Here is a 25,141-nt window from a genome sequence, read left to right on the forward strand (position 1 = left end):
GCCTACTCCTTGAGCGATTCGGGCGAACGGACGCCTGCGGCGTCAACGTCCCGGGCCAACAGGTCGTCTTCGGTCTCTCCGCGGATGATCAGCCGTGCGGCGCCGTCGAGCACGGCAACCACGGGCGGACGGGCAATGTAGTTGTAGTTGCTGGACAGCGCCCAGCAGTACGCACCCGTTCCCGGAACCGCCAGCAGATCACCGTCACCGGTGTCCGCCGGAAGATAGACGTCCCGAACCACTATGTCCCCGCTCTCGCAGTGTTTGCCAACTACGCGTGACATAACGGCGTCATCTTCGGACGTCCGGGAGGCAAGCACGGCCGAGTAGTCGGCGTCGTACAGCACGGGGCGGGCGTTGTCGCTCATCCCGCCGTCCACTGAAACGTAGCGGCGTTCGGCGGTCCCGCCGTCGGCCGTGTCCACGCGGACCGTCTTGACGGTGCCGGCTCGGTAGAGGGTGAAGGTGGTGGGGCCAACAATGGCGCGTCCGGGCTCAATCGAGATCCGCGGCACGGCCAGTCCCAGCTCAGTGCAGGTGGAGCCGACGACGGCGGCCATCGCCTGCGCGATTTCAGCCGGCGGGCGCGGGGTGTCCGCTTCGGTGTAGGCAATGCCGTAGCCGCCGCCGAGGTCCAGCTCCGGCAGTTCGACGCCGTGCGCAGCCTTGATGTCCGCCAGGAAGCCGAGCAGGCGCTTGGCTGCCAGCTCGAAGCCTTCAGGCTCGAAGATCTGCGAGCCGATGTGGCAGTGCAGGCCCAGCAGGCGGATGCCTTTGGCCTGAAGTGCGGCGTCCACGGCGGCAGCGGCCGGAGATACGCCGCCGGCAGCCGGATCCGGAGCCATGGAGAGGCCGAACTTCTGGTCCTCATGGGCCGTGGCAATGAACTCATGCGTGTGCGCATGCACTCCGGGGGTCAGTCGCAGCATCACGTTGGCCTGTTCGCCGCGGGACACCGCGAGGGCATCCAGGCGGTGCAGCTCGGCCATGCTGTCCACGACAATCCGGCCCAAGCCCATGTCCAGGGCCCGGGTCAGCTCGGCGTCTGACTTGTTGTTTCCGTGCAGGCCCAATTCGGCGCCCGGGATCCCGGCGCGAAGGGCCACGGCCAGCTCGCCGCCGGAGCAGGTGTCCAAGCGCAGACCCTCTTCACGCACCCAGCGGGCCACGGCCGTGCAGAGGAAAGCCTTGCCCGCATAGTAGACGTCCACTCCCCCGCACAGGCCGGCAAAAGCCGCGTCGAAGGAGTCCTTGAAGTCCCGGGCGCGGGCCCGGAAGTCCGCTTCGGAAACCACGAACAGCGGGGTGCCGAACTCCGCGGCCAACTCGGCGACGGACACACCGGCCACCTGCAGTTCGCCGCTGGCTGTGCGGCTGACGTCGCGCGCCCACATTTGCGGGCGCAGTGCATTGGCGTCCGCCGGGTGGCTGAGCCATTCGGGGGCGAGCGGGGAAACAGTCATGGATTACATCCGTTCCGGTGCGGAGACTCCCAGCAGGCCCAGGCCGTTGGCCAGGACCTGGCGGGTGGCAAGGTTCAGCCACAGGCGGGTGCGGTTCACATCGGTGATTTCCTCGTCACCCTGCGGTGCGATGCGGCAGGCGTCGTACCAGCGGTGGTAGGTGCCGGCGATAACTTCCAGGTGGCGGGCCACGCGGTGCGGTTCGCGGAAGGCGCTGGCCTGCGCGACGACGCCGGGATACTGTCCCAGCGCGGCCAGCAGTTCGCCTTCGGTGGGGTGGGTCAGCAGCGACGCGTCGAAGCCGGAATCGTCCACGCCGGCGGCCTCGGCATTGCGGGCCAGGGCGTAGGTGCGGGCGTGGGCGTACTGAACGTAGAACACCGGGTTCTCGTTGCTGCGCTTGGTCAGCAGATCCAGGTCAATGTCGATGTTGGAGTCGGCGGAGAAGCGGGCCAGCGTGTAGCGGGCCGCGTCCACGCCCACGGCGTCCACCAGGTCCTCGAGGGTGACCACGGTGCCGTTGCGCTTGGACATGCGCACGGGCTTGCCGTCCTTGACCAGGTTCACCATCTGGCCGATCAGCACCTCGACGCACTCCGGGTCGTGGCCCAGGGCGGCTGCAGCGGCCTTGAGCCGGGCCACGTAGCCGTGGTGGTCGGCGCCGAGCATGTAGAAGTTCAGGTCGAAGCCGCGGTCGCGCTTGTTCTGGATGTAGGCGATGTCCCCGGCAATATAGGCGGCGTTGCCGTCGGACTTGATGACCACGCGGTCCTTGTCATCGCCGAACTCGGAGGAGTTCAGCCACCAGGCGCCGTCCTTCTCGTACAGGTTCTTGGAGCCCTTGAGCTGTTCCAGGAGCTTGTCCACCTGGCCGTTTTCGTGCAGGGAATCCTCATGGAAGAAGACGTCGAAGTCCACGCCGAAGTTGTGCAGGGATTCTTTGATGTCGGTGAACATAAAGTCGACGCCCGCAGCGCGGAAGTGCTCCTGCGCTTCGGCATCGGGCAGTTCCATGATGTCCGGTTCGGCGGCAAGGATGCGGTTGGCAATGTCCTCGATGTAGCCGCCGGCGTAGCCGTCCTCCGGAGCCGGTTCACCCTTGGCCGAGGCCAGCAGCGACCGGGCGAAGCGGTCAATCTGTGCACCGTGGTCATTGAAGTAGTACTCGCGGGTGACTTCGGCGCCCTGCGAAGAGAAGATGCGGGCCAGGGCGTCGCCGACGGCGGCCCAGCGGGTTCCGCCCAGGTGGATGGGTCCGGTGGGGTTGGCTGAGACGAACTCGAGGTTGATCCGGGTGCCCTTGAGCACTTCCGAGGTGCCGTAGGAGTCGCCGGCATCCACGATGGTCTTGACCAGCTCGCCGGCGGCACCGGCGTCGAGCGTAATGTTCAGGAAGCCGGGTCCGGCAATGTCCACCTTGGCCACGCCGTCGATCTTTTCGAGGCGTCCCTTGAGGATCTCCGCGAACTGGCGGGGGTTCATTCCGGCCTGCTTGGAAAGCTGCAGCGCAATGTTGGTGGCCCAGTCGCCGTGGTCGCGGTTTTTCGGCCGCTCCACGCGCACCTCCCGGGGCACGTCGATGCTGAAGTCACCGGCATCGATGGCGTCTTGGAGGCAGGCAGTTACGGCGGAGGAAAGTTCTTCAGGAGTCACCGGTTAAGCATAGCCTCCGGGCAGGAGCCGTTCCTGCGGTGGGCAAGGCAACACCCTGTGCACAGGCGGAGCACATCCGAATACGTTGTAATGGATACGGACCCCCACCCCAGGAGAGACATTGACCCCCTCACGCAAAACCCTGCTGTTTACCGCCGCTTCCCTCACGCTGGCCTCCACCGCCTGCGCCGGAACGACAGACGACGGCGCGTCCGGCGCCGGCGATTCCGCTGCTCCTGAGTCGACCGCTGCCGCCCCGGCAACCGCGGTTCCGGCACCGGCCGGCAGCTACGCCAACGGGGAATACTCCGCGCAGGGCAGCTACATTCCCCCGTCCAATCAGACGGAGGAAGTGGATGTGACCCTGACGCTGGAAGACGGAGTCGTCACGGACTTGTCGGTCAGCACCTCGGGCAACAATCCCACCTCCAAGCAGTACCAGCGCGAATTCACCTCCGGCGTCCAAGAGCAGGTCGTGGGCAAGAGCCTCGACGAGCTGGACGTGGCCAAGGTTGCCGGTTCCTCGCTGACCAGCTCCGGCTTCAACAAGGCCCTTGACTCCATCCGGACCGAAGCCGCGGGCTGACCGGCCCTGCCATGCCGGATTTCACGTTCGACGCCATCGGCACGGCTTGGACCGTAAGCACCGCCGTGCCGCTGACGGATCCGCTGCGGGCGGCCGTGCTGGAACTGGTGGACTCCTATGACCGGATCTACTCGCGTTTTCGGCAGGACTCGGTCATTGCACCGCTTGCGGCGGCGCCCGGCACCGTGGACCTGCCGCTTTCCGCCGCTCCGCTGCTCACTCTCTTCGATGACCTGTTCCGGCTCAGCGGAGGCACCGTGAATCCCCTGGTGGGCTCATCCCTGGAAAAACTCGGCTATGACGCGGTGTATTCGTTTGCTTCCGCAGGTCCCTCCCCGGCACCGGACTGGCGGGCGGCCGCATCCTGGCAGGTGAACGGGGACCGGACGGCGCTGAGCACATCGGTGCCGGTGACCTTCGACATCGGCGCCGCCGGCAAGGGCCAGCTGGTTGACCTTGTCTTTGCACTGCTGCACGCGGCAGGGCACGCAGAGCTGACGGTGGACGCCGGCTCCGATCTGCGGCATGCCGGCACCGGCACGCTGCAGATAGCGCTGGAACATCCGTATGACACCACCCGAGCCATCGGGGTCCTTCCGCTGCAGGACCGCGCGCTGTGTGCCTCCGCGGCCAACCGCCGGCAATGGGGAGACGGCCTGCACCACATTGTTGATGCGGAAACCGGCCGACCGGTGGAGTCCGTGGCAGCAACCTGGGTGCTGGCCGATGACGCCATGACCGCCGACGGGCTCGCCACCGCCCTGTTTTTCACCGACCCCGGCACGCTCGCCGAAGAATTCGCCTTTGACTATGTGCGGATGTTCTCGGACGGACGGGCCACCTTCTCACCTTTCATGGCTGGAGCCCTGTTTTCATGAGCGTTTCCCTGTCCGCCACGTCCCGCCGGCTGGACGCCCTGACCGGGCGCTGGACGATGTACCGGCTGACCGTTGTCCTGCTGCTGGCCATGACGGCGTGGTCCTTTGTGCTCTCCGCTGCCGGACAGCTGTTCTACACCCCGGCCGAACTCGCAGCCACCGCCGCCACCGCCGTCGCTTCCTCCCTCGTGGCCAGCCGGGTCATGGGACTGCTGTTCCGCACCCGGCCGCAGACCGATTCCTCGCTGATCACCGGGCTGCTCCTCTTCTTCCTGTTCTGGCCCACCACCGAAGGATCCCAGCTGCTGACCGTGGCGCTCGCCGCCGGGGCCGCCACCGCGTCAAAGTACCTGCTGGTGTGGCGCGGCCGGCACATCTTCAATCCCGCAGCCTTCGGCGCAGCCCTGCTGGCCGTCACCGGCCTGAACAGCGCCGTCTGGTGGGTGGCGGCACCGCTGATGCTGGTGGTTGTCCTGCCCGCCGCCGCGCTGATCCTCTACCGCAACCGGCTGCTGCCCATGGCCGGAGTGTTCCTGCTGGCATCGGGCGCCATCATCATTGCGCGGTTCCTGTCCGGCGGGGAACCGCTGACGACTGCGCTTGCCACTCTGCTCGCGTCCTACCCCGTGCTGTTCTTCGCGGGCTTCATGCTGTCCGAGCCGCTCACGCTGCCGCCCCGGCGCTGGCAGCGCCTGCTGGAGGCTGCCGTCGTCGGCGTCCTGTTCGCCCTGCCGCTGAACCTGGGTCCCGTCTATATGTCCCCCGAGCTGGCGCTGCTCCTCGGGAACCTGCTGGCCTTTGCCCTGGCACCGCGGGCGGGCATCCGGCTGCGGCTGCGCGAAAACCGGGCTCTGACCCCCACCGCCCGGGAGCTGGTGTTTGAGCCCCTGCGTCCGCTGAAGTTTCGGCCGGGACAATACGTGGAACTGAGCCTGCCCCATGCCAGCCCCGATGCCCGCGGCGCGCGCCGGATCTTCAGCCTGACCACGGCACCGGAAAAACCGGAAACCGTGGCTGTGGGGCTGCGCGTCACCGAGCCGGTCAGCTCCTTCAAGTCCACCCTGCTGAAGCTGAAGCCCGGCGCCGTTGTTACCGGAACGTCCGTGGCCGGGGACTTCCTGCTCCCCCGACGTCCGGGCGTTCCGCTGCTGCTGGTGGCGTCCGGCGTCGGCATCACTCCGTTTATGAGCCAGTTGCGGTCCCTGGCTGCACGCGGGCAGACGGGGGCGGTTGCCGGCGCATCCGACATCGTCCTGGTCTACGCTGCCTCTTCGGTGGAGGAACTGGCCTATGCGGCGGAGCTGCACGGGATGGGGATCCGGGTCCTGGTCTGCACCCCCACGGACCCGCAGATCAGCGGATGGACCTGGCTGGGCCCGGGCCTGCCGGATGCGCAGGCCCTGGTCCAGGCGGTTCCGGACATTGCGCGGCGCGCCGCCTACGTGTCCGGGTCTCCGGGGGCAGTGGCTGCGGCACGCGCCGCGGTTCGCGGAGCCGGCGGCCGCACCATCAAGACGGATGCCTTTCTGGGCTATTGATTTCGGCCGTGTTTTCACACGGCGCGCCGGACCTGCTAAGCTTCTTGAGTCCCACAGGACCTGCCGGTTTACCGGCGTCCTTGCCCTCGTAGCTCAGGGGATAGAGCGGTTGCCTCCGGAGCAACAGGCCGTAGGTTCGAATCCTATCGAGGGCACTTTGAGACAAGAAAGAACCCCGCACCGGTTTCCGGCTGCGGGGTTCTTTTGTTTGCCCGGTCTTTTGGTCATTTATTGAGCTCGGCGAAGATACCGCATCCGGCACCCTGTCATTGGCGCACCCCGCTGCCGTAGCCTGACGTCCTCTGCTGCAGACACCGGGAGTCGTCATGGCCAAACAGCTTGCCACCCAACTCATCGATCAGCTTCGGTCAGCAGGCGTCCAGCGCATCTACGGAATCGTCGGGGACAGCCTCAATCCCATCGTCGACGCTGTCCGCCGGACCGGAGGTTCGCGGAAGGGCGGTATTGACTGGATCCATGTACGGCATGAGGAGTCGGCAAGTTTCGCCGCGTCCGCGGAAGCCCAGCTGACCGGACGCCTGGCCGTGTGCGCCGGCTCCTGCGGTCCCGGCAACCTGCATCTGATCAATGGACTGTACGACGCCAACCGCTCCGGTGCACCGGTGCTGGCCATCGCTTCACACATCCCCACGGTCCAGATTGGCAGCGGCTTTTTCCAGGAGACACATCCGGATCGGCTGTTCAACGAGTGCTCGGTCTACTCCGAGCTGATCAGCACCACCGATCAGGCCCCGCGGGTGATGCAAAGCGCCATCCAGCACGCGCTGGCCCTGCGCGGCGTCTCAGTTATTACCCTGCCGGGCGATGTTGCCGGACTCGACGCCACCGCCGCCACACCAGCGCCGGCCAGGTTTGTGCCCGCAGCAGTGGTTCCGGCAGCGGAAAGCGTGCGGCAGCTGGCCGACGCCGTGAATGGTGCCCGGAAAGTGGCGCTCTTTGTCGGGCTCGGGGCGGAGGGTGCCCACGATGCGGTGACGGAGTTCGCGGCAAAAGTCCACGCCCCCGTAGGCCATTCTTTGAGGGGGAAGGACTTCATCCAGTACGACAACCCGAACGATGTGGGCATGACCGGACTCCTAGGCTACGGTGCCGCCGCCGAAGGGATTGAGGACGCCGATCTGCTGGTTCTCCTGGGCACGGATTTCCCGTACAACCAGTTCCTGCCCAAGACAAAAACCGCACAGGTTGACCGTGCGGCCGAGCGGCTGGGGCGCCGCACCGACGTCGACATAGCCGTCCATGGAGACGTGCTGGCCACTCTTCAGGCGCTCCTGCCGCTGGTGGAACAAAAAGAGGACGATGCCTTCCTGAGGGACATGCTGAAAAAGCACGATCGGTTGATGAATAAGGCCGTCGGTGCCTACACCCATGACGTCGGGCGGATGCGGCCCATCCATCCCGAATATGCGGCGTCACTGCTGGACCAGGCAGCGGATGAGGACGCGCTTTTCACAGCGGACACCGGGATGTGCAATGTTTGGACCGCCCGGTACATCAATCCGCTCGGCACCCGCCGGCTCATCGGTTCCTACCTGCACGGTTCCATGGCCAATGCCCTTCCCCATGCCGTCGGTGCCCAGTTCGCCTATCCGGACCGGCAGGTGATTTCCGTCAGCGGCGACGGCGGCCTGGGCATGCTGCTGGGAGAACTCCTGACTGCCCGGATGTATGACCTTCCCCTGAAGGTGGTGCTCTTCAACAACTCGACCCTGGGCATGGTCAAGCTGGAAATGCTGGTGGACGGCCTGCCCGACTACGCCGTGGACGTCAAAGACGTGAACTACGCGGCCATAGCTGCTGCGATGGGTTTTCACTCCGTGCGGGTCACTGATCCCGGGGACATCATGCGGGCCTACCGGGAGGCGTTCGCCTTCCCGGGGCCGGCCCTGGTGGAACTGATCACCGATCCCAATGCGCTGTCCATCCCGCCCAAGATCAGCACCGGACAGGTCCTCGGGTTTGCCACGGCCTTGTCCAAAGTTGTCCTGAACCGGGGCGCGGGAGAAGCAGTGAGCATGGCCCGGTCCAACCTGCGCAACCTGCCCCGGTCCTGACCCGTCAGCTCGGGAGGAGTTCCAACATGCCGGAGGTCAGTACCGGATCGCGTCGATGACTTTCACCCGGACGGCCACCCACGCCGGAATCAGCCCGGCGAGCGCCCCCACGGCTGTGGCCGCACCAAGACCGATGAGTGCGGCTTCCAGCGGAAACGGAGGAAGCTCCGTCAGCCCTGAGGCGACGGCTTGCTGGACAACCGGCAGCTTGACCACGGCCACGGCGGCCATGACGCCCAACACGCCGGCAACAAACGTAGCCACCACCGACTCCAGCATCACACCAAAGAAGATTCGCCCCGAGGTGGCCCCAAAACTGCGCCGGATGCCGATTTCCCGCACCCGGTACTTCACCGTCACCATCGAGATGTTCAGCAGGCCCACCGCGCCCAGCAGCATCACCATCCCGGCGATTCCGCCCACGGCCCACTGCAGGCCGCCGAAGGGATCCCCAAAGGCGGCGTAGTCGCTGCGGTACGCGTCAACCTGCATGCCGGGAAACTGCGCCGTCAGGTCCGCGGAGATGACGGCGGCCAGGGAATCGCTGAGTTCCTCGGGCACCCAGAGCTCCATGCTCGGACTGGCGGCTTCCATGCCGAGCCTGTCGTAGGCCTCGGAAAGCATAAACGCCTGAGGGTATTCCCCGTCGTACCGGTCCCGGCTGACGCCCACCACGACCGCGCTGATCTCCTGGTCCTGGGAGATCGTCAGCATGGGGTGGGAACTCACGTCCGGACTCCCCAGGCTTGCGTGGAAGGCTTCATTGATGACGACGGCGGGTGCCAGCCGCTGTGCATCGGCTGCGGTGAACCAGGTCCCCTGCACCATGGGTACCCGCCTCATGACCTCGTAATCCGCGTCCACCACCGTGGCCTGGGTCTGGGTAACGCCATTGGACAGCTGGAACGGCACCGTCGTGGAATAAACCATCGAGGAATATTCGACGGCGTAGCGTTCGGTCATCTCCCGGTAAGCCGCCGTGGCCAGTGCCGGATCGGGTGTGGACCCGTCCATCGAGTACATCGACACTGAAAGCGTCGCCGGCCTGCCGCTCTCCGCTTCGTTGCCCTGGGCGATCGATTCGCGCACCATGTTCCCCAGCCCCACCACCGTGGTCAGCGCGGCCACGGAAAGGGCGACGCCGATCAGTGCCAGCAGGATCCGGGTTTTCTGGATCCGAAGTTCCGCCCACGCCTCGACCAGTGTGCCGACAATTCCCGAGAGACTCATGCGGCCACCCGCAGTCCCGGTTCAAGCTGCCCGTCCTGCAGCAGGAAGTGCTCCTGGGCCATGGCCGCCACATTGGGATCATGGGTAATGGTGACCAGTGCAGCACCGGATTCTGCGGCCACCTCCGCGAGCAGGTCCATGACGTACGCCCCGGTGGCAATGTCCAGGGCGCCCGTCGGCTCGTCAGCGAGGATGAGCTGCGGCGAGCGGACCAGGGCACGCGCAATGGCGACACGCTGCTGCTCTCCGCCGGAGAGTTTCGACGGCCGGTCATGGAGCCGGCTGCCCAGCCCCACCCGGTCCAGCATGGCCGCCGCCAGGCGCTCCCGCTGCCAGAACTGCCTGCCGCGGGCGTAGAGCAGGGGCGTCATGACATTTTCCAGCGCCGTGCGCTCGGCCAGCAGGTTGAACTGCTGGAAGATGAAGCCCACCGCGGACCCCCGCGCTTGTGCCCGGCGCTTTTCTCCCATCCGTTCCACGGGTTCCCCCGCGAAGGTCATCAGCCCCGTGGTGGGGACGTCCAGCAGCCCGAGAATGTTCAGGAGCGTGGACTTGCCCGAACCTGAACGGCCCACAATCGAGAGGTGGTCCCCCGGGTACACGGTGAGGTCCACACCGGTCAGGATCTGCAGGGTGCCGTGGTCCGGCAGGACCACCGAGCGGGTGACCTTCGTCAGTACGGCCAGGGGCTCGCCGACAGTCATCCGCCCATCACTCCGGGCATGCCGTTCATCTGACCTTCGTCAGCTGCAGCCGGAGCGCCCGGAACAAACTGGAGCACCATTTCCCCCTCGGCCAGGCCGGACATGATTTCCACGGTCTGGCCGTCATTCAGCCCCAGGGCCACTTCCCGTTCGACGGCGCCCCCTGCGGACTGCGGTCCCCCAGCGGTTTCCGCCCCTGCCGCGCCGGGCATTGCTCCGGCAGCTTCTCCTGCCTGACCGTCCGCACCGTTGGGCATCACCCAGACAACACCGGTCTGCACCGACCCCCGAACCGCCGTCGTCGGCACCGTGATGACGTTCTCGGCCTGACCGGCGGAAATATCGATGGTTGCGCCCAGCCCGGCAAAGACGGCCGTGTCCCCCGGAACGGCGCAGCTCACGCTTCCGGCGGCCGGGGCCTCTGCGGGTGGAGCGGCCGGTCCGACAGCCTGCGCCTGGGTGCTCACCCCGGCCTGCACTGCGGGTGTCTTGCCCATGGTGACGTCGCTGCACGGGAAAGGGGCGGGCCCGCCGTTGACTGTCACCATGGCGGTGTTGGCCCGGGAGAAGATACGGAACTGCTGATCCGAGGTGAGCGTTCCGGACACGGAAAAGGTGCCGGGATCAATGGAGGCAACGTCTGTGCCCACTGACACCTGCTGCTTCAGGAGCACCGACAATTCGGTGACGGTGCCGTCCGAGGCAGCGACGACGTCGGCGTAGGTATAGGCCGGGCTCACCGCAACAGGCGGGGCTGCCGGTTCATCGTCGTCTGCCGGCGCCACGGGCGCGGCCTGCGGCTCGGGCTCCAGGAGGGTCTTCACCTGGAACAGCGGCGTCCCTGCAGTGACGGCCTCCCCTGCTTCCACATAGATGAAATCCACTGTGCCCTCGCTGGTGCTCTTCACCGTGACGGCGGGGTCGCTCACCACGGAACCCGGTACTGAGACCAGGTTGGTGACGGTTCCGAGAACGGCAGGGACCAGCGGAGTGCTGATCCGGGCGCTCGGCTGGTCATAGCCTGCTGCGGCGTCGGCCTGCAGCCCGTCCAGGAAGGCGAGCTTGAAAAGAGCTGCAGCCATTACGGCGAAAATCACCAGCCACAGCGTTGGAAAGACATAGCGGCGCACAGTCATCGGTTCCCCCGTCGAAGTTCTCCCCCGGGGCAACATTTCGGCACCGATTGAATGGGAACCTACCAGCGCGGCACCGTGATGCCGAATATGACACGGGGCAGCGGACAGCACCGCGTATTTCCTTCTGCGTGCCGGCGAAATACTTCCGCAAACCCTTGCGCGAGCCGGGTTGGTCAGCGGTAGGGTGTGGGACATACCAACCGGTCGGTTCCCTGAAGTTGAGGAAAGGGTCCCGGCTGGCAAGATCCCACCGCCGCGAGAAACACGGAACACCGCCCCATGAAAACCCTGAACATCAAAGAAGAACTGACCCGCGTTTCCGTGGACCTCTTTGCCACCCAAGGCTATGCCAAAACCAGCGTCCAGCAGATCGTTGATGCCGCAGGAGTCACCAAGGGCGCGCTCTACCATTATTTCGATTCCAAGGACGATCTGCTCTTCGACATCTACGACCGCATCCTTACCCTCCAGCACCGCAATCTCGAAGAGATCACGGCACGCAATCTTCCGGTGGAGGAGACCGTCCGCCTGGCCTGTGAAGACGTCCTGATCACCTCGATCGAGTGGATCCGTGAAGGCGCCGTCTTTTTCCGCTCCCAGCACATGCTCAGCCCGGACCGGCTGGAAGAGGTGAAAGCCCGTCGCCGCAGCTACAGCGAGGTCTTCGGCGCTTTGATCATCCGCGGCCAGGCGGAAGGCATTTTCCGCAGCGACATTCCCACCGCCGTCCTGGTGGCCAATTTCTTCGCCAATCCGCACTACCTCTCGTACTGGTACCAGCCGCGCGGACCCCTGACCAAGCAACAGGTCGCGAAACACCTGACCGATTTGTACCTCGCCGGGCTGCGGCCTGCCGGACCGGAAGGATCTGCACAATGAAAGCCTGGAACGTCGTAACCCTCGCCGAGCCGCGTGAGGCGCTGCGCCTCACCGACCAGCCCTCCCCCACCGCTGCACCGGGCTCACTGGTGTTGAAGACCCTTGCCGTGGCACTGAATTTCCCTGATGTGCTGTTGTGCCGCGGGGAGTACCAGGAAAAACCGGAACTGCCCTTCACGCCCGGCATCGAACTGTGCGGCACCGTCACCGGAATTGGCGACGGCGTCACCGGATTCCAGCTGGGCGACCGCGTGATTGCCACGCATCTGGGTGTCATGGCCGAGGAGGTGCAGGTTCCCGCCGCCGCAGCCTTCCCTGCTCCCGGATCCCTGTCCGACGCCGAGGCCGCCGCCCTGTGCATCGGATACCAGACCGGCCACTTCGGGCTGCACCGGCGGGCGCGGATTGCCCCCGGCGAAACGCTGCTCGTTCATGCGGCAGCCGGCGGAGTGGGCACGGCAGCCGTGCAGCTGGGCAAGGCCGCCGGTGCCACCGTGATCGGCGTGGTGGGCAACGAAGCCAAACGCCTGGTGGCGGAGAAGGCCGGCGCCGACATCGTGGTCAACCGCACCACTGAAGACTTCGTGGAGGTTGTCAAAGAGGCAACCGGCGGGCGCGGCGCCGACGTCATCTACGACCCCGTGGGCGGTGAAACCTTTGAACGCTCCACTCGGTGCATCGCCTTCGAAGGGCGGATCATCGTCGTCGGGTTTGCCGGTGGAACCCTGCAGACCGCCCGCATGAACCACGCCCTGGTCAAGAACTACTCGATCCTCGGGCTGCACTGGGCCCTCTACACCAAGAAAGCCCCGGAACTGGTTGCCGAGGTGCATGAACAGCTCACCCTCCTGGCAGACAAAGGACTAATCCGCCCGGTGGTCACCGAGACGGTACCGTTCGCATCCGCTCCCGACGCCGTCCAGCGTTTGGGCGACGGCAAGACCGCAGGGCGGGTGGTGCTGACCCTGTAACTTCCCGCCGCCGCGTTACCGCCGCCCGGCCCCGCGCCACCGCACCCAAGCAACCTTCACCGAGACAATGGAGTACTCATGGAAGTTCCACATACCGACCAGTCGGTTTTAGCCCCTCGCCTGCGCTTCAGCGACGTGAGTGTGCGGTTCGGCGGTCTCACTGCCCTGGACACGGTGTCCTTCGCCGTTCCGGCAGGCGCCGTCGTCGGCATTATCGGCCCCAACGGTGCCGGAAAAACCACGCTGTTCAACGTGATCTGCGGTTTCAACACTCCGGCGTCCGGGTCCCTGGAGCTCGACGGCGAGACGTTCCGTCCGCAGCGCCACCGGCTCACCCGGCAAGGTGTTGCCCGAACCCTGCAGGGACTGGGCCTGTTTCCCGGTTTGACCGTGCTGGAAAATGTTCTGCTCGGGTTGGAGAGCTCGGCCCGGCACAACCCCCTGCAGGACGCCCTGGCCCTGCCCCGCTCCCGGCACGGTGAGGCCCGGCTGCGCGAGCGCGGACTGCAGTGCCTCGATGACCTCGGCATCGTGTCCTTTGCCGCCGCCCTGCCGGACACCCTTCCGTACGGGATTCGAAAGAAAGTGGCACTGGCCCGGGCCCTCGCCGGCTCTCCCCGCCTTCTGCTCCTGGACGAACCCGCCGGCGGGCTCGCCCATGAGGACATCGATGAGCTGGCCGAAATCATCCGCTCCGTTCCGGCGACCGGTTGTTCCGTGGTCTTGGTGGAACACCACGTTGACCTGGTCATGAATGTCTGCGAGCGCATCGCGGTCCTGGACTTCGGCAAACTGATCGCCGAGGGCACCCCGGCCGAAATTGGCGCCAATCAGGCCGTCACCGACGCCTATCTGGGAGTTGAGCCGGCATGAGCGGGCTGCTGGTCCTGGATTCGGTCAGCGCCGGCTACGGCCCGGTCCCCGTCCTGCACGCCGTCAGCCTCAGCGTGGAAACCGGCAGCATCACCGCCGTCGTCGGCGCCAACGGCGCGGGCAAGACCACCCTGCTCCGCACCGTCGTCGGCCAGCTGAAGCCGGCGGCGGGAAGCATCCGCTTCGACGGCGCCGATTTGGCGGCGACCAAAGTGGAAGACATGGTGCGGCGCGGCATCGCCCTGGTGCCCGAGGGGCGCGGCGTCATCACCGAGCTGACAGTGGAGGAGAACCTGCGCCTGGGCGGTTTGTGGCGCCGCGACCGGGCCGCGGCCGCAGCCCTGCTGGCACGCATGTATGAATTGTTTGAACCACTGGACCGGCGCCGCAAAGCCCCCGGCCATCAGCTCTCCGGCGGCGAACGCCAAATGCTCGCCCTGGGCCGCGCCCTGATGGCCGGCCCCCGGCTGCTGCTTCTCGATGAACCGTCTCTGGGCCTTGCCCCGCGCATCACCGCCCAGATCCTGGGCCTGCTGCGCAGCCTCTGCGACGACACAGGCCTCACCGTCCTGCTGATCGAGCAGAACGTCCGCAGTGCCCTTTCCGTGGCCGACGACGGCGTGGTCCTGAACCTGGGATCCGTCGTCGCCGCCCGCCCCGCCGCCGACCTGGCTGCGGATACCGACCTGCGCCACACCTACCTGGGGTTCTGACATGGACAGATTTCTCTTCCTTACCGTCGACGGACTGGCGCGCGGCGCCGTGCTGGCCGCCTTCGCCCTTTCCCTCGTGATTATTTGGCGCGCCGCACGCATTGTGAACTTCGCACAGGGCGCGATGGCCGTGGCCACCACCTACATCGCCTTCACCGTCACCAGTGCCACCGGCAACTACTGGCTGGGGCTGGCGTCCGCCGTCGTCGCGGGCCTGGTGCTTGGCGCCCTCGTGGAACGGACCGTCATGCGCTTCGTGGGAAACACCAACCCGCTGAACTCCGTGATTGCCGGGCTGGGACTGCTGCTGGTTATCCAGGCCATCCTGGGCATGGTATTCGGCAACGGGTACAAGGCCATGGCCACGCCGTTCAGCACAACACCGATTTCCATCGGCGGCGTCAGCGCCATCTCCCCCTACGATCTGTTCATCTTCACCTGTGTGGGGCTGATCGTCGTCGGACTGGCCCTGCTCTTCACCAAGACTTCACTGGGGCTGAGGCTGCGCGCCTCGGCGTTTGCGCCGGACCTGGCACGGCTGCTGGGAGTGCGGTCCTCGCGCATGCTGACCCTGGGCTGGGCGTTGTCCTCCGCCGTCGGCGCCCTCGCTGCGCTGCTCATCATTCCCACCGAGCTGGGCCTGAATCCGCATGCTGTGGACACAGTCTTTGTCTACGCGTTCACCGTTGCCGTGGTGGGCGGACTGGATTCCGCGGGCGGTGCTGTTGCGGGCGGACTGGCCGTGGGTGTGGTGCTCAGCTGGGTCAGCGGATATCTCGGCTCCACCCTGGCCCCCATCGCGGTGCTGGTCCTGCTGCTGGTGGTGCTGCTGCTCCGCCCGGCGGGACTGTTCTCAATGACGAAGGAGCGCACAGCGTGAAACCGTTGACACCACTGACTTCCCTCCTGCTGGCTGCTGCCGCGGCAGCGGTACTGATCGGGCTCACCTTCGCCATCGAACCCTTTCGGTCCTATCAACTGGCCACGGCCTGCGCGTACCTGTGTGCCGTGGCCGGCCTGACCCTGCTCACCGGTGCCGGAGGGCAGCTTTCCCTCGGGCAGGCCGCTCTCATGGCCGCCGGTGCCTACAGTTACGCGCTCAGCGCCAACGCGCTGGCCGAAGCGGGAGTGGAAGGCCTCCTCCTGCTGCTGGCTCCGCTCGGTGCCGCAGTCCTGGGAGCCGCCCTCCTGGGCGTAATCATCGGATGCGCCGCCGGACGGTTGCACGGCCCCTATCTGGCCGGTTTCACTCTCGCCCTGGTGGTGGCCATCCCGGCGGTGACCAGCACCTTCTCCAACATCCTGGGCGGGGACCAGGGCCTGTGGATCACCGTGGAGAAGCGTCCGGCCGCGCTGCGCGGCACAGTGAGCAACGAGCAATGGCAGGCGTGGCTGGCGATCCTCTGCGCAGTCGCCGTGATGGTGGTGTTGAACAACCTGTTGCGCGGACGGTTCGGGCGCCAGCTGCGGGCCGTGCGTGACAACGACGCCGCGGCCTCGCTTTCCGGGGTCAACGCGGCCCGAACCAAGATCATCTCCTTCACCGTCAGCGCAGCAGCGGCGGGCCTGGGCGGCGGCCTCCTCGCCTACGTCACCCAAAGCGCCAGTCCAGGAGCGTACTCGCTGGTCCTGTCCCTCTACCTGCTGATGGCAGCCGTTATTGGCGGCATTGGTTCACTGACCGGCGCCGTCTGGGGGGCGCTGATCATGGTGTTCCTGCCCTACGCGGTTAATTCGTTCACCGCCGCTCTGCCGGTGTCCGCGGATGTCGCTTCCCGGCTGGACGGCAACCTCGCCATAGCGGTGTTCGGCACCATCCTGGTGCTCGTCATCCTGATTGCCCCCCGCGGCATCCAGGGGCTGCTCTCCGCCGGCGGGCGCCGGATCCGGACCCGCTTCTCCCCCGGAGCTGGTCCCGCTGGGCCTGCCGCGACCGCCGTCGTCCCCGTTCCCGTTCCCGGTTCCGAGTCCTCTCCCCCAACTCCATCCGCTGCTGCCGGCGTCGCCGGCAGCGCACCGCAGTCCGGCACGTCAGCAGAAAATCCGCCATCAGAAACACTGTCCACCACGAAAGGTCAACGATGACTAGTTCCCAGCACACCGGCTCCGTCCGCAGCACCACCGCTTCCCGGCGAACGGCCTCCGGGCGATCCAGGCGCTCCGTCCTCGCAGCAGCCGTCACGGCGGCCGCCCTCACCCTCGCAGCCTGCGGTTCCTCCGGCGAGGGCACCCCGGAGGCAACCGAGGACGTTCCCGGCATCACCGACAGCACAGTCAAAGTGGGAACGCACCAGCCCCTCACCGGACCGGCGGCGGCCGGATATGCCTCCATTTCCCCGGCCACGAAGGCCTACTTCGACTACGTGAACGCGAACGGCGGAATCCACGGCCGCACCATCGAGTACAGCGTGAAGGATGACGGCTACAACCCGGCCAACACCCAGAGCGTGGTGCGTGAACTGGTGCTCCAGGACGAAGTTTTCGCCATCCTCGGCGGCCTCGGCACACCGCCGCACAGCTCGGTGCTGGACTTCCTGAATGACAACGAGGTCCCGGATTTGTTTGTTGCCTCCGGCAGTCCCACCTGGAACCAGCCTGAGGATTACCCCTACACCTACGGCTTCATGCAGGACTATGACACCGAGGCCAAAGTCCTGGCGACATACGTGCAGGAGGAATTCCCGGATGCGACCTATTGCCTGTTCGGGCAGGACGACGATTTCGGTGCCGACTTCAAGACCGGACTCGAGTCGGCGCTCGGCAGCGGCGGACTCGCCAGTTCGCAGGTCTACTCCACCGCGAACACTGACGTCGCCGCCCAGATCAGTGCCATGCAGGCGGCCGGCTGCGATGTGAACTTCCTGGCCTCGATCAACGGTTTCAGCGCCCAGGCCATCGGAACGGCGGCCAAGCTGGGCTACTTCCCCAAGTGGGCGGCGTCCTCTGCCGGCGGAGACTACAACACCCTGGCCAGTTACCTGGGTGAGAACACCGACAAGCTCCTGGAGGGGTTTATCAGCGCCAACTACCTTCCGTCCTATTCCGACGCCGACGACGAGTGGACGGCCAAGTTCAAGGAGATCAACGAGGAGTACAACCCCGGTGCTGAATTCGACGGAAACACCATCTTCGGCATGTCCCTGGGCTACCTGTTCGCCGAGGCCCTGAACGAGGCCGGCGAGAACCCCACCAGGGAGTCGCTGTTGGAGGCACTGGAGTCCGGGGAGGTGCAGGGCAACGGCCATGTGCCGCTGGGCTTCAGCGAGGACAGCCACGCCGGGTACACCGGCGGGATGATTACGCTGATCTCGGGCGGCGTCCAGTCCTACACCGGGACGCCGTTTGCCGTTGACGGAGACTCCGTCAGCGCCTACACGGAAGACCGTCCCGCAATGCCCCAGAACGGCATCCCGGAGTAGACGCCGGCGGGAGACCGCCCGAACAACAAAGGTAAGGGCCCGCCACCGGCGGGCCCTTACCTTTGGCTGGAGTGCTGCTAGGCCAGCACGTACAGGGTGATCCAGTCGGCAACTGCCGCCGGCTTGTCCGCCCCCTCCAGTTCAATCGTGATGCCGGTGACGACGCGGACGCCCTGGCCTGTGGACTCGACCTTGGCCAGTTCGGAGACCACCCGGACGCGGCTGTTCACCGGCACGGGGTGTGGAAACCGCACACGGTCCAGACCGTAATTGATGCCCATCACGGTGCCATCCAGGCTCACCCGGTCCGACGCCAGCGCCGGCAGCAGCGAGAGGACCAGGAAACCGTGGGCGATGGTGGCGCCAAACGGACCGGCCGCTGCCCGTTCAGGATCAGTGTGAATCCACTGATGATCGTCGGTGGCGTCGGCGAACCGGTTGATGCGGCCCTGGTCGATCGTGATCCAGTCAGTGGTTTCGCGCTGCCCCACGGCCGCTTCCAACTCCTGTACGGAGGAAAAGTGCGCCATTGCTAAGCCCTCGGTCCGCCGGCTACGTACAGCACCTGACCGGAAACAAAGGAGGCTTCCTCCCTGATGAAGAAAGACGCCGCAGCAGCGATGTCGGCAGGTGTTCCGGCACGGCCCACCGGGATCTCGGCCACTGCATGCTTCACGAAGTCATCGAAGGGCACTCCGATCCGTTCAGCCGTCGCCCGCGTCATGTCGGTTTCGATGAACCCCGGCGCAATCGCGTTGACCGTGACGTTGTAGCGGCCCAGTTCGATGGCCAGTGTCTTGGTGAATCCCTGCAGTCCTGCCTTGGCAGCGGAGTAATTGGCCTGGCCGCGGTTGCCCAGGGCCGAGGTGCTGGAAAGGTTGACGATGCGTCCCCATTTTTCCTGCACCTGATGCGCCTGCACGGCACGGCTCATCAAAAAGGCGCCGCGCAGGTGAACACCCATGACCGCATCCCAATCGGTGTCCGTCATCTTGAACAACAGGTTGTCGCGGAGGATGCCCGCATTGTTCACCAGGATGGTTGGTGCGCCCAGTTCGTCCGCGATCCGGGCCACGGCGGTTTCGACGGCGCCTGCATCCGAGACATCCGCCCCCACTCCCACGGCCTTTCCCCCGGAATTGTTGATGGCCTCCACTGTGGCGGCGGTGTCCTCTTCCCGCAGGTCAATGACACCGACGCGGTGGCCGTCGGCCGCCAGCCTCGATGCGACGGCGGCACCAATGCCGCGTCCTGATCCGGTGACGATGGCGGTTCGCTGAACAGGAGGTGCTTGGGCTTCGGTCATGTTTCTCCTCAGAATGTGAGCTGCATCATAGTGAGGCTGAGCGTACCGACCGGACGGTACGTATGCAACGCACCGCGAGCTGCGCTAATTACCTGCTGCGTCCGCCCGGTGGGCGTAGAGATCCCGAAGCAGTGCCACCTCGGCGAGGTGATGGATCATCTCGCGGTGGATGTGCAGGACCAGTTCCGCCATCGGCGCCTGCGCCCGGCTCCCCTCCGCTTCCCCCACCGGAGCGGCGAGCGCCGCTTCGTCCAGAGCTGAGACCGACCGGATCCAGGTCCCGTAATACCCATCCAGCAGGTCCAGGGCTTCTGCCGCGGTTCCGGGGTATTCGAAGTCCTCGTAACTGACGGCCGGCCCGCCGAAATGCGCGGCGTTCCGCGCGCCCAGCACGCCCACCAGAAGGTGTCCGATCCGCCAGGCAATGGTGGTGACAGGTGCCGGCACGGGTTCCGGATACTCAAAGTCGATCGTGAAACTCCCCGATCCCCCCTGCATCCCCGCGGTTCCCGTTCCCCGCGGCCGCACATTCCAGGCATCCGGCACCGGCTCCCAGAAATACTCATCATCCGTGAGGCCCTGCAGCCGGGGGCGCGCCTGGTTTTTCCAGTGCCACTGCATCTGGTCCGTCAGCAGCCCGGTGAAGTCGAAAGCATCCATGAACATCCTCCTCAGGGTCCGAGCTTCCAGGTGAGCCGGCGGTTCCGGCTCCCGCCCCTGCTCCATCCCACCCTAAAAGCGCATCAGGACAGCTTTTGTCCGCGATGCGGAGTACTTTGAAAGCATGTTGGAAACCTCGGCACGGCTGCTGCACCTGCTGTCGCTGCTGCAGATGAGGCGCGAGTGGACCGGGGCGGCCCTGGCAGACCGCATGACGGTCACCGAGCGCACGGTGCGGCGCGACATCAGCAAGTTGCGCAGCCTTGGTTATCCGATCTCGGCGTCCCCGGGCATTGCCGGAGGCTACCAGCTGGGAGCCGGTGCCCAGCTTCCGCCCCTGCTGCTCGACGACGACGAAGCGCTCGCCGTCGCGCTGGGCCTGGCCGCCGTCGCCACCGGTCCCGTGGCGGGAATCGGCGAGGCATCCGTGCGGGCGCTGGCAAAGCTGGAACAGGTCCTCCCCGGACGTCTGCGGCCAAAGTTCTCCGCGATGCGCCAGTCCATCAGCGTGCTGGCAGGAAACGCCGCCACCGTTGACCCGCAAACGCTCACCGCGCTGTCCGGTGCCATTGCCGAACATCGTGTGGTTGCCTTCCGCTACACCGCCGTCGGCGGGGTTTCGGCGCGGCGCCTGGTGGAACCCTACAAGCTTGTCAGCACCGGCCGGCGCTGGTACCTCGCCGCGTGGGATCTGGAACGGCGGGATTGGCGGACCTTCCGGATGGACCGCTGCCAGAGCATTCCTGCCATCCGGGAGCGCTTCTTTCCGCGCGCCCTGCCCGCCAAGGACATGGCCGCCTATGTCCAGGACTCCATTACGCGCTTTCCCTACCGGTACGACGTCGTACTGCGGCTGGCGGCGCCCATTGCCGATCTGCGGGACCGGATACCGCCGGAGGCAGCCAGCCTGGAAGCCGACGGCCCGGGGCACACCATCCTGCGCGGCGGGTGGGATTCCCTGGATCTGCCGCTGATGCGCCTGGCCGCGCTGGACATCGACTTCGAAATCCTGGCACCGGCCGAGATGCGCGATCGGGCGCGGGCTGCGGCAGCGCTGCTCCAGCGTGCCGCCGATGTCCAGCCCTCGGCGGAATACGGGAACGCCGAAGATTCCAGCCACTAGACTGGAAGCAATCATGGCACTGACTATTTCCTACCCCGCCCAGCTGCCCGTTTCGGAGCGCCGCGAAGACATCATGGCTGCGATTGCCGCCAACCAGGTGACGATCATCGCGGGCGAAACCGGTTCCGGCAAGACCACCCAGATCCCCAAAATGTGCCTGGAACTCGGGTTGGCGGAGAAGGGGCTCATCGGACACACCCAGCCGCGGCGGCTCGCCGCACGCACGGTGGCTGAGCGCATCGCCGAGGAGCTCGACGTCGAACTGGGCGACGAAGTGGGCTACCAGGTGCGCTTTACGGGTGAGACCAGCCGCAAGACCAAGGTCAAGCTGATGACCGACGGCATCCTGCTGGCCGAAATCCAGCATGACCGCAAGCTGAAGAAGTACAGCACCATCATCATCGATGAGGCTCACGAGCGCAGCCTGAACATCGACTTCATCCTGGGCTACCTGCGCCGGCTCCTCCCGGAGCGCCCGGACCTGAAGGTCATCATCACCTCGGCCACCATTGACCCGGAACGCTTCGCCGAGCACTTCGCCGCGGACGGCAAGCCCGCCCCCATCATTGAGGTGTCCGGACGCACGTTCCCGGTGGAGGTCCGCTACCGTCCGCTGAACCAGCCCGCCGACGGCGGATCCGACGACGAAGACGTTGACGATGAGCTGGAGGAAGACCGCGATCCGGTGGACGCGGTCTGTGACGCCGTGGAGGAACTCTCGCGCGAGGCCCCTGGGGACATCCTGGTGTTCTTCTCCGGTGAGCGCGAAATCCGCGACGCCGCCGATGCGCTGCGCTCCTCCGTGCAGCGCGTGCCCCGCCTGGCCAACACCGAAATCCTGCCGCTGTACGCCAGGCTGTCCCTGGCGGACCAGCACAAGGTCTTCCATCCGGGCAAGCACCGCCGCATCATCCTGGCCACCAACGTTGCCGAAACCTCACTGACCGTGCCGGGCATCAAGTACGTGGTGGACACCGGCACCGCGCGCATCTCCCGGTACTCGCACCGCACCAAGGTTCAGCGGCTGCCCATCGAGCGCATTTCCCAGGCCTCGGCCAACCAGCGCTCCGGCCGCTGCGGCCGTGTCTCCGACGGCATCGCCATCCGCCTGTATTCCCAGGAGGACTTCGAGTCCCGCCCGGAGTTCACGGATCCGGAAATCCTGCGCACCAACCTGGCCGCCGTCATCCTGCAGATGGCCGCCATGGGAGTGGCAAAGGGGCCGAAGGACGTGGCGGATTTTCCGTTTGTCCAGCCTCCGGATTCCAAGGCCATCAATGACGGCGCTACCCTCCTGAAGGAACTTGGCGCCCTGCAGCCTGCCGGCGGCATCACCCCGGTGGGCCGAAAACTGTCCCAGCTGCCGGTTGACCCCCGGCTGGGCCGGATGATCGTGGAAGCCGGTGCCCGCGGCTGTGCCAAGGAAGTCATGGTTCTCACCGCCGCGCTCACCATCCAGGACCCGCGGGAGCGCCCCTCGAAGGACGACGCCGCCCGCGCGCAGAAGGCTGCGGAGCTGCACAAGAGGTTCGTGGACGAGAACTCCGACTTCACCGGCTACCTGAACCTGTGGCGCTACGTGCAGGACAAGCAGAAGGAACTCTCGTCGTCGGCCTTCCGCCGGCTCTGCAAGAACGAATTCCTGAACTATCTGCGGATCCGCGAGTGGCAGGACCTGTTTACCCAGCTGCGCCAGATCGCCAAGCCGCTGGGCATCACCCTGTCCCCCGGCCCGGTGGACCCGGTGTCCCACGACAAAGAAATCCATATGAGCCTCCTCGCCGGCCTGCTCAGCCACATCGGTCTCTACGACCAGCGCAAGCGGGAGTACTCCGGCGCCCGCGGCACCCGATTCGCAGTGTTCCCCGGGTCGGCCCTGTTCAAGAAGTCCCCGGACTGGGTAATGGCCGCCGAACTGGTGGAAACATCCCGGCTGTGGGCGCGCGTGGCCGCCAAATTCGATCCGCTGTGGGTGGAGGAAGTGGCTCCGCACCTCATCAAGCGCTCCTACAGCGAACCGCACTGGTCCAAGAGCCGCGGATCAGTGATGGCCTATGAGAAGGTCACGCTCTACGGCGTCCCCGTCATCCCCCAGCGCAGCATCAACTACGGCCGCGTGGATCCCGAACTGTCCCGTGAAATGTTCATCCGTCACGCCCTGGTCGAGGGTGACTGGCGCACGCACCATAAGTTCTTCCACCGCAACCAGGCACTCCTGGCTGAGGTCGAGGAACTGGAAAACCGCGTCCGCCGCCGCGGCCTGCGCGTGGACGATGAAACCCTGTTCGAGTTCTACGACGAACGCGTGGGCAAGGACGTGGTCTCCGAACGGCACTTCGACAAGTGGTGGAAGAGCGCCCGGCACGAGAACCCGGCACTGCTGGACTTCGACCCCGATGCGCTGCGCACCGACGACGCCGCGGGCCTGGACGAGAACGACTTCCCCAAGGTCTTCACCTACGGGGACTTTGAGCTGCCGCTCAGCTACGAGTTCTCCCCCGGCATTGCCGGAGCCGGCGACGGCGTCAGCGTGGAGGTCCCGGTGCTGTTCCTGAACCAGCTCGATCCGGAGCCGTTCAAGTGGCAGATTCCGGGCCTGCGCGCCGAATTGATCACGGCACTGATCAAGTCGCTGCCCAAGGCCATCCGGAAGAACTTCATTCCGGCACCGGACGTGGCACGTGCGGCCGCATCGGCCCTGGCCTCTGACTTCGACCCCGCGCAGGACGCTCTCGAGCCCTCCTTGGAACTGGCTCTGCGGCGGCTCAAGGGCCACATCATTCCGCCCGGGTCCTGGAACTGGGATGCAGTGCCCGAGCACCTGCGGATGAGCTTCACCGTGGTGGACGGCTCCGGCAAGGTGCTGGACGAAGGCAAGGACCTTGCCGCGCTGCAGGAATCCCTCGCTCCCGCCACCCGGCGTGCCATTGCCGAGTCCTTGGGAGCCACGCCCAAAACCGTTACGCCCAAGGCTGCCGGCAAGCACGGAGGCAAGCCCTCCGGTCCGTCCGGAAACGGATCGGGCCAGCAGCAGCCGGCATCGTCGTCGGGCCCCTCATTGGCCGAGCAAACCGGGCTGACCGAGTGGAGCGTCGGCACCGTTGACAAGCAGGTGCAGCGGCTCGTGGCCGGGCACATGGTCACCGGCTATCCCGCGCTGGTGGACGAAGGGAAAACTGCCGGGCTGCGCATGTTCCAGAGTCCCGGAGAACAGGCGGTCGCCATGCGCGGCGGCGTGATCCGGCTGCTGGTGCTGCGCGTTCCCAGCCCGGCCAAGTACGTCCTGGAGCACCTGAGTAACGCAGAGAAACTGACCTTCAGCCAGAATCCGCACGGCTCGGTGGCCGCCCTGATCGAAGACTGCACCCTGGCTGCGGTGGACAAGCTCACGCCCGAGGCCCTGCCGTGGACCCGTGCGCAGTTCGATGAACTGTACGAGAAGGTCCGGGCCGAGCTGATCGACACCGTTTTCACCGTGACCGCCACGGTGGAGAAGATTCTCTCCAGCACGCGCCGCATCACCAAGGCGCTCAAGGGAACCCAGTCACTGGCCCTCATCAGCGCCCTGAACGACATCCGCGCACAACTGGACTCGCTGGTGTACCCAGGCTTTGTGGCCCGCACCGGCTATGCGCAGCTCACCCATCTGCCGCGCTATCTGGCCGGCATTGAGCGGAGGCTGGAAAAGCTGCCCACCAATGTGCAGCGTGATGCCCAGCAGATGGCTGTCGTGCAGGCTTTGGAGGACGACTACGACGACGCCGTGGCGGCGCTGCTGCCCGGAGCCGGAACACCCCCGGCTCTGACCGAGGTCCGGTGGATGATCGAGGAGCTGCGGATCAGCTTCTTCGCACAGGAACTGGGAACCGTGCGGTCGGTGTCGGAAAAGCGGATCCGTACCGCTCTGAACGCGGCCTTGTCCCCGGCTTAGGGT

The 25,141-nt window shown here is 66.1% G+C and carries 21 protein-coding genes and 1 tRNA gene; 14 read left to right on the forward strand and 8 right to left on the reverse strand.

Features of this window, described 5'->3' with window-relative positions:
- Positions 1-2: 2 nt before the first annotated feature.
- Both lysA and argS read right to left on the reverse strand, forming a co-directional pair.
- Positions 3-1,463 carry a diaminopimelate decarboxylase gene (lysA, locus tag MUG94_RS12180; RefSeq protein WP_227906294.1) on the reverse strand — a complete coding sequence of 487 codons (1,461 nt, stop codon included), beginning with the start codon at positions 1,461-1,463 and terminating at the stop codon, positions 3-5.
- Between the two features lie 3 nt (positions 1,464-1,466).
- Positions 1,467-3,116 (reverse strand): arginine--tRNA ligase, encoded by a 1,650-nt coding sequence (gene argS / locus MUG94_RS12185; RefSeq protein WP_227906295.1) that lies wholly within the window; start codon positions 3,114-3,116, stop codon positions 1,467-1,469.
- A gap of 121 nt (positions 3,117-3,237) precedes the next feature.
- Here argS and MUG94_RS12190 point away from each other — a divergent pair, with 121 nt between their 5' ends.
- The 5 genes from MUG94_RS12190 (at position 3,238) to MUG94_RS12210 (ending at position 8,193) form a co-directional block, all read left to right on the forward strand.
- Entirely contained in the window at positions 3,238-3,702 is a 465-nt protein-coding gene (locus MUG94_RS12190) for a hypothetical protein (RefSeq protein WP_227906296.1), read from the forward strand.
- 11 nt (positions 3,703-3,713) lie between these two features.
- The gene (locus tag MUG94_RS12195) at positions 3,714-4,580 is read left to right on the forward strand and encodes an FAD:protein FMN transferase (RefSeq protein WP_227906297.1); all 867 of its coding nucleotides are present in this window, start codon (positions 3,714-3,716) and stop codon (positions 4,578-4,580) included.
- The gene (locus MUG94_RS12200) at positions 4,577-6,118 is read left to right on the forward strand and encodes a ferredoxin--NADP reductase (protein ID WP_227906298.1); all 1,542 of its coding nucleotides are present in this window, start codon (positions 4,577-4,579) and stop codon (positions 6,116-6,118) included. The genes MUG94_RS12195 and MUG94_RS12200 overlap by 4 nt, the downstream gene beginning before the upstream one ends.
- Before the next feature lie 82 nt (positions 6,119-6,200).
- Positions 6,201-6,273: transfer RNA gene (locus MUG94_RS12205), tRNA-Arg, on the forward strand.
- Between the two features lie 171 nt (positions 6,274-6,444).
- Positions 6,445-8,193, forward strand: a complete 1,749-nt coding sequence (locus MUG94_RS12210; RefSeq protein ID WP_227906299.1) for a pyruvate dehydrogenase — start codon at positions 6,445-6,447, stop codon at positions 8,191-8,193.
- Positions 8,194-8,229: 36 nt separating this feature from the next.
- On the opposite strand, the gene MUG94_RS12215 is transcribed toward MUG94_RS12210, so the two are convergent.
- Genes MUG94_RS12215 through MUG94_RS12225 form a run of 3 tightly spaced genes read right to left on the reverse strand, consistent with a single transcriptional unit; the run spans position 8,230 to position 11,263 of the window.
- Complete coding sequence (locus MUG94_RS12215) at positions 8,230-9,423, reverse strand: ABC transporter permease (RefSeq protein WP_227906300.1); 1,194 nt, start codon at positions 9,421-9,423, stop codon at positions 8,230-8,232.
- Positions 9,420-10,127: an ABC transporter ATP-binding protein gene (locus MUG94_RS12220; protein WP_227906301.1), complete on the reverse strand. Its 708-nt coding sequence runs from the start codon at positions 10,125-10,127 to the stop codon at positions 9,420-9,422. Before MUG94_RS12220 ends, MUG94_RS12215 begins: the two co-directional genes overlap by 4 nt.
- Positions 10,124-11,263, reverse strand: a complete 1,140-nt coding sequence (locus tag MUG94_RS12225) for an efflux RND transporter periplasmic adaptor subunit (protein WP_227906302.1) — start codon at positions 11,261-11,263, stop codon at positions 10,124-10,126. Before MUG94_RS12225 ends, MUG94_RS12220 begins: the two co-directional genes overlap by 4 nt.
- 279 nt (positions 11,264-11,542) lie before the next feature.
- Between MUG94_RS12225 and MUG94_RS12230 the strand changes: the two genes are divergently transcribed.
- The 7 genes from MUG94_RS12230 (at position 11,543) to MUG94_RS12260 (ending at position 18,118) form a co-directional block, all read left to right on the forward strand.
- A complete protein-coding gene (locus MUG94_RS12230) occupies positions 11,543-12,142 on the forward strand; it encodes a TetR/AcrR family transcriptional regulator (RefSeq protein WP_227906304.1) in 600 nt (199 codons plus the stop codon).
- Positions 12,139-13,113, forward strand: coding sequence for an NADPH:quinone oxidoreductase family protein (locus tag MUG94_RS12235; RefSeq protein WP_227906306.1), 975 nt, complete (start codon positions 12,139-12,141; stop codon positions 13,111-13,113). The genes MUG94_RS12230 and MUG94_RS12235 overlap by 4 nt, the downstream gene beginning before the upstream one ends.
- Before the next feature lie 78 nt (positions 13,114-13,191).
- On the forward strand, positions 13,192-13,986 hold the full coding sequence (locus MUG94_RS12240) for an ABC transporter ATP-binding protein (RefSeq protein ID WP_227906309.1): 795 nt from the start codon (positions 13,192-13,194) through the stop codon (positions 13,984-13,986).
- The gene (locus MUG94_RS12245) at positions 13,983-14,699 is read left to right on the forward strand and encodes an ABC transporter ATP-binding protein (RefSeq protein WP_227906311.1); all 717 of its coding nucleotides are present in this window, start codon (positions 13,983-13,985) and stop codon (positions 14,697-14,699) included. The genes MUG94_RS12240 and MUG94_RS12245 overlap by 4 nt, the downstream gene beginning before the upstream one ends.
- Before the next feature lies 1 nt (position 14,700).
- Complete coding sequence (locus MUG94_RS12250; RefSeq protein WP_227906312.1) at positions 14,701-15,579, forward strand: branched-chain amino acid ABC transporter permease; 879 nt, start codon at positions 14,701-14,703, stop codon at positions 15,577-15,579.
- Positions 15,576-16,784: a branched-chain amino acid ABC transporter permease gene (locus tag MUG94_RS12255; RefSeq protein WP_227906314.1), complete on the forward strand. Its 1,209-nt coding sequence runs from the start codon at positions 15,576-15,578 to the stop codon at positions 16,782-16,784. The genes MUG94_RS12250 and MUG94_RS12255 overlap by 4 nt, the downstream gene beginning before the upstream one ends.
- The gene (locus MUG94_RS12260) at positions 16,781-18,118 is read left to right on the forward strand and encodes an ABC transporter substrate-binding protein (RefSeq protein WP_227906316.1); all 1,338 of its coding nucleotides are present in this window, start codon (positions 16,781-16,783) and stop codon (positions 18,116-18,118) included. The genes MUG94_RS12255 and MUG94_RS12260 overlap by 4 nt, the downstream gene beginning before the upstream one ends.
- A 77-nt stretch (positions 18,119-18,195) precedes the next feature.
- Here MUG94_RS12260 and MUG94_RS12265 read toward each other — a convergent pair whose 3' ends face one another.
- The 3 genes from MUG94_RS12265 to MUG94_RS12275 all read right to left on the reverse strand — a co-directional run bounded on the left by MUG94_RS12265 (position 18,196) and on the right by MUG94_RS12275 (position 20,084).
- The gene (locus MUG94_RS12265) at positions 18,196-18,648 is read right to left on the reverse strand and encodes a MaoC family dehydratase (protein WP_227906318.1); all 453 of its coding nucleotides are present in this window, start codon (positions 18,646-18,648) and stop codon (positions 18,196-18,198) included.
- 2 nt (positions 18,649-18,650) lie between these two features.
- Complete coding sequence (gene fabG, locus MUG94_RS12270) at positions 18,651-19,424, reverse strand: 3-oxoacyl-ACP reductase FabG (protein WP_227906320.1); 774 nt, start codon at positions 19,422-19,424, stop codon at positions 18,651-18,653.
- An 84-nt stretch (positions 19,425-19,508) separates the two neighbouring features.
- Positions 19,509-20,084 carry a DinB family protein gene (locus MUG94_RS12275; RefSeq protein ID WP_227906323.1) on the reverse strand — a complete coding sequence of 192 codons (576 nt, stop codon included), beginning with the start codon at positions 20,082-20,084 and terminating at the stop codon, positions 19,509-19,511.
- A gap of 124 nt (positions 20,085-20,208) precedes the next feature.
- On the opposite strand from MUG94_RS12275, the gene MUG94_RS12280 reads away from it, so the two are divergent.
- Both MUG94_RS12280 and hrpA read left to right on the forward strand, forming a co-directional pair.
- Positions 20,209-21,207 carry a helix-turn-helix transcriptional regulator gene (locus tag MUG94_RS12280; protein ID WP_227906326.1) on the forward strand — a complete coding sequence of 333 codons (999 nt, stop codon included), beginning with the start codon at positions 20,209-20,211 and terminating at the stop codon, positions 21,205-21,207.
- 13 nt (positions 21,208-21,220) lie between these two features.
- Positions 21,221-25,138, forward strand: coding sequence for an ATP-dependent RNA helicase HrpA (gene hrpA, locus MUG94_RS12285; protein WP_227906328.1), 3,918 nt, complete (start codon positions 21,221-21,223; stop codon positions 25,136-25,138).
- The last annotated feature ends 3 nt before the right edge of the window (positions 25,139-25,141 follow it).

The organism is Arthrobacter gengyunqii (assembly GCF_023022985.1).
Lineage (GTDB): Bacteria > Actinomycetota > Actinomycetes > Actinomycetales > Micrococcaceae > Arthrobacter_B > Arthrobacter_B gengyunqii.

What these genes read in the sequence shown, in the direction of transcription:
- lysA (WP_227906294.1), bottom strand. Translation starts at nt 1,463, where the DNA reads ATGACTGTTTCCCCGCTCGCCCCCGAATGGCTCAGCCACCCGGCGGAC.
- MUG94_RS12195 (WP_227906297.1), top strand. Translation starts at nt 3,714, where the DNA reads ATGCCGGATTTCACGTTCGACGCCATCGGCACGGCTTGGACCGTAAGC.
- MUG94_RS12200 (WP_227906298.1), top strand. Translation starts at nt 4,577, where the DNA reads ATGAGCGTTTCCCTGTCCGCCACGTCCCGCCGGCTGGACGCCCTGACC.
- MUG94_RS12210 (WP_227906299.1), top strand. Translation starts at nt 6,445, where the DNA reads ATGGCCAAACAGCTTGCCACCCAACTCATCGATCAGCTTCGGTCAGCA.
- MUG94_RS12215 (WP_227906300.1), bottom strand. Translation starts at nt 9,423, where the DNA reads ATGAGTCTCTCGGGAATTGTCGGCACACTGGTCGAGGCGTGGGCGGAA.
- MUG94_RS12220 (WP_227906301.1), bottom strand. Translation starts at nt 10,127, where the DNA reads ATGACTGTCGGCGAGCCCCTGGCCGTACTGACGAAGGTCACCCGCTCG.
- MUG94_RS12225 (WP_227906302.1), bottom strand. Translation starts at nt 11,263, where the DNA reads ATGACTGTGCGCCGCTATGTCTTTCCAACGCTGTGGCTGGTGATTTTC.
- MUG94_RS12230 (WP_227906304.1), top strand. Translation starts at nt 11,543, where the DNA reads ATGAAAACCCTGAACATCAAAGAAGAACTGACCCGCGTTTCCGTGGAC.
- MUG94_RS12235 (WP_227906306.1), top strand. Translation starts at nt 12,139, where the DNA reads ATGAAAGCCTGGAACGTCGTAACCCTCGCCGAGCCGCGTGAGGCGCTG.
- MUG94_RS12240 (WP_227906309.1), top strand. Translation starts at nt 13,192, where the DNA reads ATGGAAGTTCCACATACCGACCAGTCGGTTTTAGCCCCTCGCCTGCGC.
- MUG94_RS12245 (WP_227906311.1), top strand. Translation starts at nt 13,983, where the DNA reads ATGAGCGGGCTGCTGGTCCTGGATTCGGTCAGCGCCGGCTACGGCCCG.
- MUG94_RS12250 (WP_227906312.1), top strand. Translation starts at nt 14,701, where the DNA reads ATGGACAGATTTCTCTTCCTTACCGTCGACGGACTGGCGCGCGGCGCC.
- MUG94_RS12260 (WP_227906316.1), top strand. Translation starts at nt 16,781, where the DNA reads ATGACTAGTTCCCAGCACACCGGCTCCGTCCGCAGCACCACCGCTTCC.
- MUG94_RS12265 (WP_227906318.1), bottom strand. Translation starts at nt 18,648, where the DNA reads ATGGCGCACTTTTCCTCCGTACAGGAGTTGGAAGCGGCCGTGGGGCAG.
- fabG (WP_227906320.1), bottom strand. Translation starts at nt 19,424, where the DNA reads ATGACCGAAGCCCAAGCACCTCCTGTTCAGCGAACCGCCATCGTCACC.
- MUG94_RS12275 (WP_227906323.1), bottom strand. Translation starts at nt 20,084, where the DNA reads ATGGATGCTTTCGACTTCACCGGGCTGCTGACGGACCAGATGCAGTGG.
- MUG94_RS12280 (WP_227906326.1), top strand. Translation starts at nt 20,209, where the DNA reads ATGTTGGAAACCTCGGCACGGCTGCTGCACCTGCTGTCGCTGCTGCAG.
- hrpA (WP_227906328.1), top strand. Translation starts at nt 21,221, where the DNA reads ATGGCACTGACTATTTCCTACCCCGCCCAGCTGCCCGTTTCGGAGCGC.